This window comes from Mameliella sp. CS4 (assembly GCF_019392335.1).
GTDB lineage: Bacteria > Pseudomonadota > Alphaproteobacteria > Rhodobacterales > Rhodobacteraceae > Antarctobacter.
This window is the reverse complement of the sequence record NZ_JAHXRQ010000009.1, coordinates 13079-29428: the sequence shown is the minus strand read 5'-3', so window position 1 is coordinate 29428 and position 16350 is coordinate 13079. Positions and strand designations below refer to the sequence as shown.

The window sequence follows — 16350 nt, the reverse complement described above, 5'->3', positions numbered from 1 at the left end:
TGTTCTCATATTCTTAACGCCCTGTAAAGAACTTAATGAGAACATTTGAGAACAAACTGTGAGCCGCAAGGGAAACGCGACCGTCCCGGGCGCTTGACGTCAGCCGACACCGATCAGGCGGATGGCCTCGTCCTGCCGCATCAGCCAGAGAAGCAGGCGCGCCGCCTGTCCGCGCGGCCCGGTCAGGTCCGGGTCCTCTGCCAAGAGCCTGCGAGCATCGGACTGGGCCACCGACATCAGCGCCGCCTGCCGTTCCAGATCTGCCACCCGGAACCGTGGCAAGCCCGACTGCGCCACGCCGATCACGTCACCCGCGCCGCGCATCTCGAGGTCGACCTCCGCGATGCGGAACCCGTCTTCGGTTTCGCGCAGGGTCGTCAGCCGTTTCATGCCGGTCTCGGACAGGGGGGGCTGGTACATCAGCAGGCAGGTCGAAGCCGCCTCGCCGCGACCGACACGCCCCCGCAACTGGTGCAACTGCGCCAGGCCGAAACTCTCGGCCCGCTCGATCACCATGATCGAGGCGTTGGGCACGTTCACCCCCACCTCGATCACCGTTGTCGCCACCAGAACGGACGTCTCTCCGGCCACGAAACGCGCCATCGCCGCGTCCTTTTCGGCGGGTGGCAACTGGCCATGCACAAGACCCACCACACCTTCGCCAAGCGCCGCGCGCAGGTGCTGAAACCGGGCCTCGGCCGCCACGAGGTCAGAGCTTTCGCTTTCCTCGACCAGCGGACAGACCCAGTAGGCCTGCCGCCCCTCGGCAATGGCGCCGCGCAGGTGATCGACAACCTCCTCCATGCGTTCGTTGGAAATCAACGCCGTCTTGACCGGTTTGCGGCCTGGCGGTTTCTCATCCAGCACAGAGACATCCATATCCCCGTACTGCGCCAGCGCGAGGCTGCGCGGGATCGGCGTTGCGGTCATGACCAGCACATCCGCGCCAACGCCCTTTTTCCCGAGTTCCATGCGCTGGCGTACGCCAAAGCGGTGCTGTTCGTCGATGATGGCCAGCCGCAGGTCGGCGAATTCCACGTCCGCCTGGAACACCGCATGGGTGCCAACAAGGATCTGGATGTCACCGCGCGCCAGCGCGGACAACTTGGCCTTGCGCTCCGCCCCCTTGTCGCGCCCCGTCAACAAATCCAGCACCACGCCCGCGCTTTCGGCAAGCGGCTGCAAGCCCTCAAGGTGCTGACGGGCCAGGATCTCGGTCGGGGCCATCATGACGCCCTGCCCGCCCGCCTCGACCGCGGTCAGCAGTGCCATGAAGGCGACCAGCGTCTTGCCCGAGCCCACGTCCCCCTGCAACAGCCGGTTCATCCGCTGCGGCTTGCCCATGTCCTCTGCGATTTCACGGATGGCAAGCGTCTGTGCGCCGGTGGGGCTATAGGGCAATGCGGCCAGAACCCGGTCGCGCAGGCGGCCAGTGCCCTGGCTGACAATTCCCGGCGCGCGACGCCGTTTTGCCCGCGCCAGGGCTAGGGTCAACTGGTGCGCCATCAACTCGTCATAGGCTAACCGCGCGCGGGCCGGCGCCGTGGGCGACAGATCCTGCTGGCCCTCAGGCGCATGGGCCGCACGCAGCGCAGCGTCCCAATCGGGCCATCCCTCAGAGGACTTCTGCACCGTGTCGATCCACTCTGGCAGATCCGGCAGGCGCGTGAGCGCGTCGGTCATCGCCCGGGTCATCAGCTTTTGCGTGATGTTGCCGGTAAGCGGGTAGACCGGCTCGAACCCCGGCAATTGATCCGCCTCTTCGGGGCGCAGCATGTGTTCCGGGTGGACCATTTGCGGCACACCGTCGAACAGTTCGACCCGGCCCGAGAGGATGCGGCGTTGCCCTGTGGGCAGCATGCGTTTGATGTATTCGCCGCCGCCGTGGAAAAAGACCACCTGGAACCGTGTGCGCGCATCATCGGCCTCGACCCGGTAGGCCCCGCCGCGCCGCGCGGCGGGCCGGTGGTTGCCGATCATGGCCTCGACCGTCGCGACACCGGGCAGTTCGGCCGCGATCACGCTGTCGTTCAAGTGCCGGTCGATGCCGGAATAGGGCAAGGTGAACAGCAGATCGCGCGGGGTTTCGATCCCCGCCGCCTCGAGGGCCTGCGCCGATTTCGGCCCGATCCCGTCCAGACCGGTAAGATCGGCGAACAGCGGCCAGAGCGGCTCGGGCCGTCCACTCATGCGCCGATCAGCTCCAGCCAGCTGTCCTCATCCAATACCGTCAGGCCCAGCTCACGCGCCTTTTTCTCCTTGCTGCCCGCGCCCGGGCCCGCGACCACGATATCCGTCTTCTTCGAGACCGAGCCCGAGACCTTGGCCCCCATCGCCTCGGCCCGCGCCTTGGCCTCGGCCCGGGTCATGCGTTCAAGCGACCCGGTAAAGACCACCGTCTTGCCCGCGACGGCCGAGCCCTCGGTGTCGGGCCGTTCGGCCTCCTGAATGGCCAGATGGGCAGTGAGGCGGTCGATCGAGGCACGTTCGGCTTCTTGCGTGAAACTGGTCACGAGGGCGACGGCGACCGTCGCCCCGATGCCGTCGATGCCGGTGATCTCGTCCCAGGCGGCGCGCGCCTCGGCGGGCACATCGACCCAGGCCAAATCGCGGCTTTCCTTGATGCGTGCGCGGCGCCCTTCGGCCGTGGCGGCCCGGCGCTCGGCCTCTTCGGCGGCATCGGCTTCGCGCTGCGCCTTTGCCGCGGGACCGGCGACGTCGATGGCTGTGACCAACGCATCCCAGGTCCCGAAATGCCGCGCCAGGTCACTGGCCGCCACCTCTCCGACGTGGCGAATCCCCAGGCCAAAGATCAGCCGCGCCAGCGGGATGCTGCGCCGTTCCTCGATGGCGGCAAAGAGATTGGCGGCGGATTTCTCCCCCCAGCCTTCGCGGTTCTTGAGCTGCTGCATGCCGCTGCCATAGCGGTCTTCAAGCGTGAAGATATCCGCCGGTTCGCTGATCCATCCGTCGGCATGGAATTGTTCGACCTGCTTCGCCCCCAGCCCTTCGATGTCAAAGGCCGCGCGGGAAACGAAATGCTTCATCTTTTCAACGGCCTGTGCAGGGCAAACAAGACCGCCGGTGCAACGGCGCGCGGCGTCGCCCTCTTCGCGGATCGCATCGGACCCGCATTGCGGGCAGGTTGTCGGGAAGGGATAGGGGGCGGCGCCCTCGGGGCGTTTGGACAGATCCACATCCGCCACCTTGGGGATCACGTCGCCGGCGCGATAGACCTGCACCCAGTCACCGATGCGAATGTCCTTGCCCCCTCGGATCAAATTGCCGCTGCTGTCGCGTCCGGCAATGTAATCCTCGTTGTGCAGCGTGGCGTTCGAGACGACAACGCCGCCGACCGTCACCGGGGTCAGTCGCGCCACCGGGCTGAGCGCGCCGGTGCGGCCAACCTGGATGTCGATCGCCTCCAGCCGGGTCCAGGCCAGTTCGGCGGGGAATTTATGCGCGATGGCCCAGCGGGGCGTGGTCGAGCGGAACCCGAGTCGCGCCTGAAGATCCAGATCGTTGACCTTGTAGACGACCCCGTCGATGTCATAGCCCAGCGTCGCGCGCTGTTCCTCGATCTGCGCGTAGTGTTCCAGCATCTGGTCCGGCCCGTCGCACAGGCGGGTCAGCGGGTTGGTCTGAAATCCCAGCGCAGCAAAGCGTTCGATGGCCGCCATCTGCGTCTCGGCCAGGGGCTCGGAAAGCTCTCCCCAGGAATAGGCGAAGAAACGCAGCGGCCGACTGCGGGTGATATCCGAATCCAGTTGCCGCAGCGATCCGGCGGCGGCATTGCGCGGGTTGGCAAATGTCTTGCCGCCGCGCTCGGCCTGGCGGGCATTCAGCGCCTCGAAGTCGGCGTGGCTCATGTAAACCTCGCCGCGCACCTCCAGCACGTCGGGCGCGCCGGTGAGCACTTCGGGAATATCCGCGATGGTCCGGGCATTTGCGGTCACGTTCTCGCCCTCGGTCCCATCGCCACGGGTGGCCGCCTGGACCAGTTTGCCCGCCTCGTAACGCAGCGAGAGGGACAACCCGTCGATCTTGGGCTCGGCCGTGTAGCGCAACGGCGCCTCTGCCCCCAGCCCAAGGTACCGCCGGATCGAAGAATCGAAATCCGTGATGTCCGCATCCTCAAAGGCATTGGACAGCGACATCATGCGGATCGAGTGCCGGACCTTCGAAAATCCCTCTGCCGGGGATGCCCCCACCTGCTCGCTGGGGCTGTCGTCGCGTTTCAGGTCAGGGAAACGCGCCTCGATCTCGAGGTTGCGCATTTTCAGCGCGTCATATTCAGCGTCGGAAATATCCGGCGCATCTTCAGCGTGATAGGCCCGGTTCGCCTCACCCAGAATATGCGAAAGAGACGCGAGTTCCTCTCGCGCCTCTGTCTCGGTCAGATCCCCGACCGACTTGTCACTGAAGGCTGTCCTGGCCATTTCCGCCCCCGCATCTCACCTGCCCGAAGTGATAGGCGGGGTCACGGGCAAGGTCCAGTCATCACCCGTTCGCGGCGATCGCCTTGGGTTCATCCTGGCTGGGCTCGGGATCGCGCAGGACGTAACCACGGCCCCAGACGGTCTCGATGTAGTTGTCGTCGCCAGTGGCCTCCGACAGTTTCTTGCGCAACTTGCAGATGAACACATCGATGATTTTCAGTTCGGGTTCGTCCATGCCGCCATAGAGATGGTTAAGAAACATTTCCTTGGTCAGGGTCGTGCCCTTGCGGAGCGAGAGCAGCTCCAGCATCTGGTATTCCTTGCCGGTGAGATGCACGGGTTTGCCCGCGACCTCGACCGTCTTGGCATCCAGGTTGACCGAAATCTTGCCGGTGCGGATGATCGACTGCGAATGGCCCTTGGAACGGCGGATGATCGCGTGGATGCGCGCCACCAGTTCGTCGCGGTGAAAGGGCTTGGTCATGTAATCGTCGGCCCCGAACCCGAAGCCCTTGATTTTGGACTGCGTATCGTCTTCGCCGGTCAGGATCAGGATCGGTGTGTCGATCCGTGCCACACGCAACTGGCGCAGCACCTCATGCCCGTTCATGTCCGGGAGATTGAGATCCAGCAGGATCAGATCGTAATCGTAGAGCTTTGCCAGGTCGATCCCCTCTTCGCCCATATCGGTCGAATAGACGTTGAGATTGGCATGACTCAGCATCAGTTCGATACTTTTCGAGGTGGTGGGATCGTCTTCAACCAGCAAGATACGCATTTGGGTCTCCGGGCAATGTCTTCAGGTTGTGCCCATGTTTCATCTAAAAAGGTTAACGCCCTGTTACCATAACCGGAAGGATCAATACTTCAACTCAAGGTTGACGATATTTCTGCACCCGGGTGACTTTCAGGGCGTCCTCGCCATGTTCGGTCGCGGCTTTCACCCACTCCAGTAGCTCCTCGTCGCTGAGATTGTAATGGTCCTTGGCCTGATCGTGACTGATAAGTCCGAAGGTCACCGCCTTGACCACCGCGGCCTTGCGCGAGGCAACCCAGCGGCGGGTTTCCCGGGGCGGCAGGTCTGCACGAGTCATCGTGCTGCCATCAGGAAGCTTCACCGCGCGCGGACCGTCGATCTTTTTAAGGTACATGTTGCCTGCTCCAACATTTCGATGGCGGCCATAAAGCCACGCGGCACTTAACGACGACTGAAACGCCCCCTTGAGAATAGGTCGGATTTTCCTATATTTCGGGCCATTCCAAGGAGAGTCGTCATGCCCCTCGACACGCGCCCGCTGAACTCGCTGGGCCTGCCCAAACCGCCATCCGAAACCCGCGTGGTCGTCGCCATGTCCGGCGGCGTCGACAGTTCCGTCGTGGCCGCCATGCTCAAGGACGAGGGGTATGACGTGGTGGGCGTGACCCTGCAGCTTTACGATCACGGCGCGGCGCTGGCCAAGAAAGGCGCCTGCTGCGCCGGGATCGATATCCACGACGCCCGCCGGGTCGCCGAATCGATGGGTTTTCCGCATTACGTCCTCGACTATGAGAATATCTTTCGCGAAGCCGTGATCGACGAATTTGCCGACAGCTACCTTGGCGGCGCCACGCCGGTGCCCTGCATCCGCTGCAACGAGCGGGTGAAATTCAAGGACCTGCTGGAAACCGCCAAGGATCTGGATGCCGACTGCATGGCGACGGGCCATTACATTCAGCGCAAGACCGGCGAAAACGGCTCGGAACTGCATTCCGCCGCCGATGCCTCGCGCGATCAGAGCTATTTCCTCTTCTCCACGACGCCGGAGCAGCTCGATTTCCTGCGCTTCCCCCTAGGGCACCTGCCCTCCAAGGACGAGACCCGCGCGCTGGCCGCGAAATACGGGCTGAGCGTGGCGATGAAACCCGACAGCCAGGACATCTGCTTTGTCCCCGACGGCAATTATGCCGCCGTGATCGAGAAACTGCGTCCGGGCGCCGCCGAACCCGGCCAGATCGTGCATGTGGATGGCCGTGTGCTGGGCGAGCACAACGGCGTCATCCACTACACCATCGGCCAGCGCCGGGGCCTTGGCATTGGCGGCTTGTCGGAACCGCTCTACGTGGTGAAACTTGACGTGGAAGCACGGCAAGTGATCGTCGGCCCCAAGGAACTGCTGGCTACCCGCAAGGTCCCCGTTCGTGAGATCAACTGGCTGGGTGACGCGCCTTTCACCAGCCGCGAGGAATGGGAGCTGATGGTCAAGGTCCGCTCGACCCGGCCCCCGCGTGAGGCCGTGGTCCGCCCGATCTCGGAGACCGAGGCCGAGGTGGAACTGGTGGTGGCCGAGGAAGGTGTCAGCCCGGGTCAGGCCTGCGTCTTCTACGCGCCCGAAGGGTCCCGCATCTTTGGCGGCGGCTGGATCTGGCGCGGGTACTGACCGCCGCGCGGGCGGCAGGAGCAGGAGCGAGGGGCCAGCCCCTCGCGCTCCCCGGAGGTATTTTCAGCCCAAAGAAACACAGGTCGAAGATTTGAGGGCCGCACCCCGACCCGAGGTGCGGCCCATTTGTAATGAGCGTGCAGCGGTCAGGCGCGCTCGGGATCCAGCGTCACGGACCACAGTTCGGTGTCCGCGCGGTCCATCAGACGTACGGTCAACTGTTCGGTTGCGCCGTCGATGTCGACGAGGCCAAAGAACTGCAGACCGGCGGAGGGCGGCAGGTTCACCTGGCCTTCTTCCGGCGCCTTCACGTAGCGAACCTCGGGACCGAAAGTCATGTCCAGGTCGTTCGGGCCGAAAGTGCCGGCGTGCAACGGACCCGAGACAAACTCCCAGAAGGGCGCGAAGTCCTGGAACTGCGCGCGATCCGGCGAATAGTGATGCGCGGCTGTATAATGCACGTCCGCGGTCAGCCAGACCGTGTTGCGGATCTCGGCGGCCTTGATGAAGCGCAGCAGGCCCGCAATTTCCAGCTCGCGGCCCTTGGCGGCGCCGTCGTCCCCATTGGCAATCGCCTCCTGGCCACCACCGACCACCAGGCCGATCGGCATGTCCGAGGCGATCACCTTCCAGGTTGCCTTGGACTGCGTCAGTTCGCGCTGAAGCCATTCGATCTGCTCACGGCCCAGGATGCGGCTCTCGTCCGTCAGTTCATCCTGCAGGTTTTCGGTGTTCGGCCCACGATAGCTGCGCAGGTCCAGGAAGAAGATGTCCAGCATCGGACCATAGGAGATCTTGCGATAGACGCGGCCCGGCTCTGCCGGGGTGTAGCGGATCGGGGCCATCTCATGAAAGGCGCGGCCAGCGCGCGCTGCCAGCACATGCACCGACTTCTCGGTGTAACGGTCGTCCTCCATCAGGCTGCGCGAGGAGGACCAGTTGTTGACCACCTCATGATCGTCCCATTGGAAGAAGGTCGGCACGGCGGCGTTCATCGCCAGAACGTGCTCGTCCATCATGTTGTATTTCCACTGGCCGCGGAACTCGTCCAGCGTCTCGGCGACCTTGCGTTTCTCGTCGGTCAGCACGGCGTTCTTCCAGATCACCTCGCCGTCCTTCTCGACCTCGTCCTGCATCGGGCCATCGGCATAGATGGTGTCACCGGAATGCAGGAAGAAATCGGGCTGATGCCCGGCCATCGTGGCATAGGTCCGCATGCCTTCGTCGTCGATACCCCAGCCCTGACCGGCGGTATCGCCCGACCAGGCAAAGCGCACGGAACGGCGCGCGCCCGGCGCGGTGCGGAAGTGGCCCACGATGGGGTCGGACACGGCGTTGATGTCGCTCAGGTCGGCGGCGGTGAAGCGGTAGAAGACATCCTGGTCCGAGGCCAGGTCGGTCAGCAGGCGCTTGACCGCAAAATCGCTTTCGGGCAGCGCATCCAACGGCGCGAGGCGGCGGGCATCGGCAAAGCTCTCTGTGGTCGCAACCTCCATCATCACACGAGCCGGACGGTCAGTGCGGGTCCAGATCATGCCCGAGGACAGGTCGACGTCACCGGACTGGACACCGTGGGTAAAGATCGGGCGTGCCGAGGCACGGCTGATCGCGGGCATGGCCAGCGATGCGACAAATGCGGTCGACCCGGCCAGGAAGGCGCGGCGATTGGGACGGGGCAACAGGAGGTTGGCTTTGGACATGGCGTGTCACCTTGAAGCTGTTGGAAAGATGTCCGTTCTTTGGACTGACGGACCTTTCCCCCGCCAAGACGACAGGGCGATGGCACTCTTGCAAAGGTTTCGACACGGCTTTGTAACAGGACAACATACCCTGCCCACCAAAGCGGGGTTTCAGCCCGCCACCGCCCGCAACAGTTTCTTGCGCGCCGGCGGAATCGAGGCGATCTCGACCCCGGTGAAGACGTGCAGTGTGTTCATCTGGGCATCCACGACCGCGTGATCCGACACCCAGCCCCCCATCATGAGGTAGGTCCGAAGCAGCGGAGGCATCCGCAACATGGCCTTTTTCGCATCGGGCTTGCGTCGCAACCGGGCGGCAAACCGAAAGACGTCGGGCGCCTTGACCCGAGGCAGCCAGCGGCGGGGCGCCAGGTGACGGTCCTTGAGCATGGCAAAGGCATCGTAATAGGCGCGCGCATCCGTCCCCGAGAAACTGGCGCAGCCGAACAGCAACTCGACCCCCTGCGTGTCGACATAGGCGGTCATCGCGCCCCAGGCGACTCGCAGGATGTCCGGGTCCCGCAGATCGGGGTCGATGCAGAACCGGCCCATCTCGACCATGCGGCCCTCGAAACTTTCCAGCGCCGAAAGCTCGTAGTACTGGGCCGAATAGCTGCGCCCGATCTCGTCGCCGCTGGCCAGTGGCAGAAAGCGGAAACAGCAGACCAGAGCGCCGCTTCGGCTGTCCTCGACCATCACGTGGTCGCAGACCGGATCGAAGCCGTCAGCATCCATGCCGCTGCCGTGAAAGGCCCTGCCGCGCAGGCGCTGCGCCGCCTCGATGTCGGCCGCGCCCTCGGCCATCCGGGCCCGATAGCGTCCACGGCTCAGCTTGATCATCTCGCTCTCTCCTGCCCGGGCGCACGATTCGAACGTCCACCTCTGGCACGGGATGCCAAAACCGCGTGACAATCAAATGACGCTTTCAAGGCGCCCCTCGCGCCGGCGTTCAGCCGCCCAGCAGGTTGCTGGCCGAGATGCCGCCGATGTTGCCAAAGAGTTTCCGGATAAAGCTGATGTCGCCATCTGTGGTCTGGGTCACGCGACGGTTGATCGCCACGACACGGCCATCCTCCAGCCCGTAGGTGGTGATGTTGCTGACCACGTCGGCCTCGTCAAAGGTAATGGCGACGATGGTGCGCTCGACGACCTTGGGCTTCTGGTAGGCGAAATGGCGCACCTCGGTTTCGATATAGTAGTATCCCGAACCGTTCAGCACGCCGGCGGCGTTGGGCACGCCGATCAGATCCTCGACAGAGGCCTTGGTGTCGACACCGGGCACGATCTGTTGCAGATCCGCCTCGGAGGGAAGATACCCGTGGGTGCGGTACTGCGCGGCACAGGCCGACAGCCCGACGACCATCAGCATGGCAATCACAGCCTTGAGCTTGCCTGCAAATACGTTCATCTCACGCCCCTCTTGTCACGGGCCTTTTCGCCACCTATCCCGCTTACAGAAGGAACGCCCGCCATTCAAGCGCAGGAAAACCCCACACAATGACCACCGACACACCCGATGGATCCCCGACACCGGCGCGCCTGCGCGTCTCCGCCCTGCGTCAGACAGGTCCGACCCGGTTCCGCCTGGAACCCGGGCCCGAGGCCCGCGCCGCCCATGCCGCCGAACTGGGCGCGCAAAACCTGAAAAAACTGCGCTTCACCGGGCAGTTGTCCCCGCTCGGAAAACACGGCTGGCGGCTGGAAGGCGACCTGGGCGCGACGGCGGTCCAGTCCTGCATCGTGACGCTGGAGCCGGTGACAACCCGGATCGACACGCCCGTCGTGCGCGAATTCTTGCCGCCCGAACGCATGGCCCAGCCCGAGGCCGGGACCGAGATGGAAATGCCCGAAGACGACAGTGTCGAAGAACTCGGGGACGAGATTGACCTGGAGGCGGTGATGCTAGAGGCGCTTTCGCTGGCCTTGCCGACCTACCCCCGAAAGGACGGTGTCGAACTGGGCGAGGCGCAGTTTGCCGCCGATGGCGTGGCCCCGATGACCGATGAGGACACCAAACCGTTTGCAGGGCTGGCGCAGCTGCGCGAAAAAATGCAGAACAAGGACGAGGACGACTGAGAATCCGCTTGCCAATTCCTCGGCACTGCGTATTTTCGCGCGCTCATGAGTACGTCTGGCGCATGTCGCCGCGGGCCACCGAACGGGGCAGCGCGGCATGGCCCATCCGAAACTTCCGGGAGGCCCCGCCCCCGACGACAAAACGAGGTTGAGACATGGCTGTCCAACAGAACAAGGTTTCCAAGTCGCGCCGCAACAATCGCCGCGCTCACGATGCGTTGACCGCCGCGAACCCGAACGAGTGCGACAACTGCGGCGAGCTGAAGCGCCCGCACCATGTCTGCCCGTCCTGCGGCCACTACGCGGAACGTGAAATCGTCGCGATGACCGACGATATCGATCTGGACGAAGACGCGGCCTGATAGCCCAACCGGGACATTGCCTGCATGACCTCGTTGAAGGACACCAAGGACGCAGGCCCGTCCCGAATCGTCATATCGGTCGACGCGATGGGCGGCGACAGTGGGCCGGCGACAGTCGTCGCCGGCATCTACAAATCTGCCCGCAAGAATCCCGAAATCCACTTCATTCTGCACGGTCCGGCCGATGAGCTGGAAAAGCTGGTCGCGCGCCGTCGCGGCCTGTCGGAACGCTGCGAGATCCGCGATGCCCAGGGCGTCGTCAGCATGGAGGACAAGCCCAGCCAGGTGATGCGTCACGGCAAGGGCACCTCGATGTGGTCGGCTCTGGATTCGGTCCGCGAGGGCGAGGCGACCGTCGCGGTCAGCTGCGGCAACACCGGCGCGCTTATGGCGCTGTCTATGATCCGCCTGCGCAAGCTGCCGGGCGTCAACCGTCCGGCCATCGCGATTCTCTGGCCATCGCGCAATCCTCAGGGCTTTAACGTCATGCTGGACGTCGGTGCGGACATCCGTGCCGATGCCGAGGACCTGCTGCAATATGCGCTGATGGGCGCCGCCTATGCCCGCAACGGCCTGTCCCTGACACGGCCGCGCATCGGCCTGCTCAATGTCGGCACCGAAGAGCACAAGGGCCGGGCCGAGCTGAAAGAGGCGCATGACCGCATCGCCGCGCATGAAACCGAGGGCAACTACACCTTCGTGGGATTCGTCGAGGGCGGAGACATACCGGGCGATTCCTGTGACGTGATCGTGACCGACGGATTTACCGGCAATGTGGCACTCAAGACCGGCGAAGGCACCGCCAAGCTGATCGGGGACCTCCTGCGAGAGGCCTTTGCCTATTCTCCCCTGTCGCGGATCGCCTCACTACTGGCGCTGACCTCGCTCAAACGCCTGAAAAAGCGGATCGACCCGCGCCGCGTGAACGGCGGGGTCTTTCTGGGCCTCAACGGCACGGTGGTAAAATCGCATGGCTCCGCCGATGCGACGGGGGTTTCGGCCGCCGTGAAACTGGCCTTTGAACTTGCGCGCGCGGGCTTTGCCGACCGTCTGGCGGCACGGGTTGCCTCTGCCGCCGAGGCGGCGCAGGATGGCGCCGCAGAAGAGGACCGCAAGAGATCATGACCACACGCGCCGTCGTCACCGGTGTCGGGCATTACCTGCCTGACCGAGTCGTCGAAAATGCCGAATTCGAAGCAACCCTGGACACATCGGACGCCTGGATTCGGTCCCGCTCTGGCATCGAGAGACGGCATTTCGCAGCCGAGGGTCAAACCACATCGGACCTGGCGACCAGGGCCGCCCGCGCCGCGTTGACGGATGCGGGGCTGGAACCGGACGACATCGACGCGATCATCGTCGCAACCTCGACCGCGGATCTTACCTTTCCCTCGGTGGCCACGATGGTGCAGGCCGAACTCAGGATGATGCACGGGTTTGCCTTCGACGTGCAGGCCGTCTGTGCCGGGTTCATCTACGCCCTGAGCACGGCAAACTCGATGATCATTTCGGGACAGGCAAAGCGAATCCTTGTCATCGGGGCCGAGACCTTCTCGCGCATCATGGACTGGACCGACAGGGGAACCTGCGTCCTGTTCGGTGACGGCGCCGGGGCGCTGATCCTGGAACCACAAGAAGGTGAAGGCACCGGCGCGGATCGCGGCATCCTGGCCACCGACCTCAACAGCGACGGGCGCTACCGCGACATTCTGTATGTCGACGGCGGGGTCAGCACGCAAAACACCGGTTTCCTGCGGATGCAGGGCAAGGAAGTGTTCCGCCACGCGGTCGAAAAGCTCGCCTCGACGGCCACGACGGCCCTCGCCAAAGCGGGGCTGAACTCGGACCAGATCGACTGGGTCGTGCCGCACCAGGCCAACATCCGCATAATTGCCGGAACCGCAAAGAAGCTGGGCCTTTCAATGGATCGGGTCGTCGTGACCGTTCAGGATCACGGCAACACCTCTGCCGCGTCGATTCCCCTTGCCTTGTCCGTGGGCAAGGCGCGCGGACAGATCAAGCCGGGCGACCTTGTCGTGACCGAGGCGATCGGCGGCGGCCTTGCCTGGGGCGCGGTGGTTCTGCGCTGGTAAAAAGCAACATCCTGCCTGTCCCTGTTGCATAGCCTCTTTCACTTCTGGATAAATTGCTTGCCGCAAGTCATTGATATTGACTTGTGATTTTTGACGTCGATAATCCCGGTAAAACACCGGGAGGGACGAACATGGGTGACAAGACCCTGACGCGCATGGATCTGAGCGAAGCGGTATTTCGCGAGGTGGGCCTGTCGCGGAATGAAAGCGCCGAACTGGTCGAGGCAGTGCTGCAGCACATGTCCGATGCACTGGTCGAGGGCGAACAGGTCAAGATCTCGTCCTTCGGGACGTTTTCGGTCCGCGAAAAGGCGGCCCGCGTCGGGCGCAATCCCAAGACCGGCGAAGAGGTTCCGATTCAGCCGCGCCGGGTCCTGACCTTCCGCCCTTCGCACCTGATGAAAGACCGCGTCGCCGCGGGCAACAAGCACTGAGGCACGTCTCATGCCCAAGTCCCGCGATGCGTTCCGCACCATCTCGGAAGTTGCGGAATGGCTGGATACGCCAGCTCATGTCCTGCGTTTCTGGGAAAGCAAATTCAGCCAGGTAAAACCGGTCAAGCGCGCCGGCGGACGCCGCTACTATCGGCCTGCCGACATGGAATTGCTGGGCGGAATCAAACGGTTGCTGCATGACGATGGCATGACCATCAAGGGTGTCCAGAAGGTTCTTCGCGAACAGGGCGTGCGCCATGTCGCGTCCCTTGCCTCACAACCGGTGGACGAGGATGCGGCGGTCGAAGACGGTGCATTGATCGAGGATGCCCCCTACGCCGAGGTCCCGCTGGAAGAGGCCGAAGCTTCGATTGTCGCCTTCCCCGGTGAGCACTTGCAACACCAGGCCGGCGGCATCCCCTCCACCGAGCCGCACCGGGACGACCTCCCCGAAAGTGCCCCCGCGGCACAGTATCCGGAACCGGAGGCCGCCGCCGAGGCGGCGGCAGACCGCGTCCCGGAAGAGGCTGAGGAGGCCGATCAGAGTGATGCGACCCCCGCAGTGCAGAACGATGCGGCGCAGACCGAAGATCCCACAGACGAATACATCGAAACTGTTCCCGATGCCCTTGCAGGGATCGGGGAATCGCCGACCGAAGCACCTGACCCTGAGGATTCGCTGGTCGAAGAGGTGGCGCTTGCCACGGATGAGACCGAGGACGCGGCCCTGACGCCGCAAGAAACCGAAGAGACGCCGGACCCCGTGACTGCCACGTCCACTGACACCGCACCGCCCCCGGATCTCTGGGGCAACAGCGACTCACCCGAACTGCCCTTGGACCTTGCGCCGCCGACGTCGAAGCCGCCGATGCCCGACCTGGCCGAAGCCCTGCAATCCGACACAGCCGAGGTCCTGGAAAACCCAGACCCCGAGCCGTCGCAGGAGAACTCGGCAGAGGCCCCGGCTGGACTCGACCTGCCCGATTTCGGAGCCGACCCCGAGGCGCAGCCCGTGCCGTCGGCCCCTGCCCCGGCCATCGGTCCCTTGGGGCAACTGGCGCGAATCCATGCGCTGACAGCGGACCAAAAGGCCTCTCTTGCAGCCCAACTCCCGGCGTTGAAGGCGCTGCACGACCGGCTTTCGGCGCCTCTGTCCTGAAGGGTAAAAATTCGTCATTCGGGGGGTTGCTCTTGCCGAAAAATAGCGTAAGACACCCCGACAAGTCGGGCTATGGCGCAGCCTGGTAGCGCGTCCGTCTGGGGGACGGAAGGTCGCAGGTTCGAGTCCTGCTAGCCCGACCAAATAAAATCACCCCACAAAAATCGAGTGTAGACAGATAGTTGTCACCCCTTCGGGGGCGCTCTCCGATTTCAGGCAGCCAGGGTTTCTTCGGACTTTCGCCGATTGGCCGGAACCTTGTGGCCAATGGGGCTATCGCGCCGCCTGCCCGACCCGACCGACACCACAGCGCCCCTGCTGGCACCAATCCCGCAGCACAGCGACAGCCTTGAGCCCCGGTTGATCGATCCCGATCTGCATCCCCTGCCCGACGGAAACGCCCCGTAGCTTTTCGCGCAGACCTTTGCGCCACCCGAACCGATGACGACCGACGCCGTCCTATTTGTTCTGTCCTCCTGGGCGGTCACGCGGCAATTTGCTCTCCCCCTTCGTCAACCTGCTTGGTAAGACAGCCGAAACGAGGGGGAAGCGATGACCGGCGTCCTGGCAAGCCAACAGATCGAAGAGCTGATCGCAAGCGGTGCGATCCGGGCAGAGGCGCCCTTTGTCGAAGGCCAGGTGCAGCCCGCCAGCCTCGACCTCCGTCTGGGCAGCGTTGCCTACAGGGTCCGTGCGTCATTTCTCGCCGGTGAGGGGCGCAGCGTCGCGGCCCGGATCGACGAATTCGAGATGCACAGGATCGACCTTGCGCAAGGCGCGGTGCTGGAAAAGGGCTGTGTCTATCTGGTCCCGTTGATGGAACGCGTGACCCTGCCCGACGGCGTGCAGGCAATCGCCAACGCCAAGAGCTCGACCGGGCGGCTTGACCTGCTGACTCGCGTCATCACCGACGGCGGCGTCGAATTCGACCGTATCTCCACAGGCTATGACGGCCCGCTCTACGCCGAAATCTGCCCGCGCTCCTTTTCCGTTCTGGTCCGGCCCGGAATGCGGCTGAACCAGATCCGGTTCCGGCGCGGGCGGTCTGTCCTGACGGATTCCGAACTGCAGGCGCTGCACACCGAACAGACCCTTGTCGGCGGCGGCCCGGCCGTGATCTCCGAGGGTCTCGGCTTTTCGGTGGATCTGCAACCGGGTGACGGTGGGCTGGTGGGTTATCGCGCGCGCCCCCATACCGGCGTGATCGACCTCGACCGGATCGGCGTCTATGACCCGATGGAATTCTGGGACGAGTTGCACAGCGACCATGAGCAACTGATCCTCGATCCCGGGGCCTTCTACATCCTCGTCAGCCGCGAGGCGGTGCACATTCCGCCGGGATATGCCGCTGAAATGGCGCCTTACCTGGCGATGGTCGGGGAATTCCGCGTGCACTATGCCGGGTTCTTCGACCCCGGTTTTGGCCATGCCGCTGCCGGCGGCGCAGGCGCGCGGGGCGTTCTGGAGGTGCGCTGTCACGAGGCGCCCTTTGTCCTCGAACATGGCCAGATCGTCGGACGGCTGGTCTATGAACGCATGTCAGAGGTGCCCAAGCAGCTATACGGCGCGGGCATCGCCTCGAATTACCAGGGCCAGGGGCTGAAACTCAGCAAGCATTTCCGGGCGTGACA

The 16350-nt window shown here is 64.1% G+C and carries 15 protein-coding genes and 1 tRNA gene; 9 read left to right on the top strand and 7 right to left on the bottom strand.

What is annotated here, in order from left to right:
- Nucleotides 1–99: 99 nt before the first annotated feature.
- The 4 genes from recG to sciP form a co-directional block, all read right to left on the bottom strand.
- On the bottom strand, nt 100–2190 hold the full coding sequence (gene recG / locus KZZ07_RS12525) for an ATP-dependent DNA helicase RecG (RefSeq protein WP_219514544.1): 2091 nt from the start codon (nt 2188–2190) through the stop codon (nt 100–102).
- Nucleotides 2187–4439, bottom strand: coding sequence for an NAD-dependent DNA ligase LigA (ligA, locus tag KZZ07_RS12520; protein WP_219514543.1), 2253 nt, complete (start codon nt 4437–4439; stop codon nt 2187–2189). Before ligA ends, recG begins: the two co-directional genes overlap by 4 nt.
- 61 nt (nt 4440–4500) lie before the next feature.
- Nucleotides 4501–5217, bottom strand: a complete 717-nt coding sequence (gene ctrA, locus KZZ07_RS12515; protein WP_043139223.1) for a response regulator transcription factor CtrA — start codon at nt 5215–5217, stop codon at nt 4501–4503.
- A 94-nt stretch (nt 5218–5311) separates the two neighbouring features.
- Complete coding sequence (sciP, locus tag KZZ07_RS12510) at nt 5312–5590, bottom strand: CtrA inhibitor SciP (protein ID WP_219514542.1); 279 nt, start codon at nt 5588–5590, stop codon at nt 5312–5314.
- A 123-nt stretch (nt 5591–5713) separates the two neighbouring features.
- Here sciP and mnmA point away from each other — a divergent pair, with 123 nt between their 5' ends.
- A complete protein-coding gene (gene mnmA, locus KZZ07_RS12505) occupies nt 5714–6856 on the top strand; it encodes a tRNA 2-thiouridine(34) synthase MnmA (RefSeq protein WP_219514541.1) in 1143 nt (380 codons plus the stop codon).
- A 146-nt stretch (nt 6857–7002) separates the two neighbouring features.
- Here the strand turns inward: mnmA and KZZ07_RS12500 are convergent, their stop codons facing one another.
- From KZZ07_RS12500 to KZZ07_RS12490, 3 genes are all read right to left on the bottom strand, one after another.
- On the bottom strand, nt 7003–8556 hold the full coding sequence (locus KZZ07_RS12500; RefSeq protein ID WP_219514540.1) for an alkaline phosphatase D family protein: 1554 nt from the start codon (nt 8554–8556) through the stop codon (nt 7003–7005).
- Between the two features lie 150 nt (nt 8557–8706).
- Nucleotides 8707–9435, bottom strand: a complete 729-nt coding sequence (locus tag KZZ07_RS12495) for a GNAT family N-acetyltransferase (RefSeq protein WP_219514539.1) — start codon at nt 9433–9435, stop codon at nt 8707–8709.
- A 109-nt stretch (nt 9436–9544) separates the two neighbouring features.
- Nucleotides 9545–10003 (bottom strand): outer membrane protein assembly factor BamE, encoded by a 459-nt coding sequence (locus KZZ07_RS12490; RefSeq protein WP_255564317.1) that lies wholly within the window; start codon nt 10001–10003, stop codon nt 9545–9547.
- Between the two features lie 89 nt (nt 10004–10092).
- Between KZZ07_RS12490 and KZZ07_RS12485 the strand changes: the two genes are divergently transcribed.
- The 8 genes from KZZ07_RS12485 (at nt 10093) to KZZ07_RS12450 (ending at nt 16348) form a co-directional block, all read left to right on the top strand.
- On the top strand, nt 10093–10671 hold the full coding sequence (locus KZZ07_RS12485; RefSeq protein ID WP_219514538.1) for a YceD family protein: 579 nt from the start codon (nt 10093–10095) through the stop codon (nt 10669–10671).
- A 155-nt stretch (nt 10672–10826) separates the two neighbouring features.
- Complete coding sequence (rpmF, locus tag KZZ07_RS12480; RefSeq protein WP_043139238.1) at nt 10827–11033, top strand: 50S ribosomal protein L32; 207 nt, start codon at nt 10827–10829, stop codon at nt 11031–11033.
- Nucleotides 11034–11057: 24 nt separating this feature from the next.
- On the top strand, nt 11058–12158 hold the full coding sequence (gene plsX / locus KZZ07_RS12475; RefSeq protein ID WP_219514537.1) for a phosphate acyltransferase PlsX: 1101 nt from the start codon (nt 11058–11060) through the stop codon (nt 12156–12158).
- Nucleotides 12155–13126 carry a beta-ketoacyl-ACP synthase III gene (locus KZZ07_RS12470; protein ID WP_219514536.1) on the top strand — a complete coding sequence of 324 codons (972 nt, stop codon included), beginning with the start codon at nt 12155–12157 and terminating at the stop codon, nt 13124–13126. The genes plsX and KZZ07_RS12470 overlap by 4 nt, the downstream gene beginning before the upstream one ends.
- A 131-nt stretch (nt 13127–13257) precedes the next feature.
- The gene (gene ihfA / locus KZZ07_RS12465) at nt 13258–13560 is read left to right on the top strand and encodes an integration host factor subunit alpha (RefSeq protein ID WP_219514535.1); all 303 of its coding nucleotides are present in this window, start codon (nt 13258–13260) and stop codon (nt 13558–13560) included.
- Nucleotides 13561–13570: 10 nt separating this feature from the next.
- Nucleotides 13571–14719 carry a MerR family transcriptional regulator gene (locus KZZ07_RS27680; RefSeq protein ID WP_255564316.1) on the top strand — a complete coding sequence of 383 codons (1149 nt, stop codon included), beginning with the start codon at nt 13571–13573 and terminating at the stop codon, nt 14717–14719.
- A gap of 66 nt (nt 14720–14785) precedes the next feature.
- A tRNA-Pro gene (locus KZZ07_RS12455) sits at nt 14786–14862 on the top strand.
- 409 nt (nt 14863–15271) lie between these two features.
- Nucleotides 15272–16348, top strand: a complete 1077-nt coding sequence (locus KZZ07_RS12450; protein ID WP_219514534.1) for a 2'-deoxycytidine 5'-triphosphate deaminase — start codon at nt 15272–15274, stop codon at nt 16346–16348.
- Nucleotides 16349–16350 lie beyond the last annotated feature (2 nt).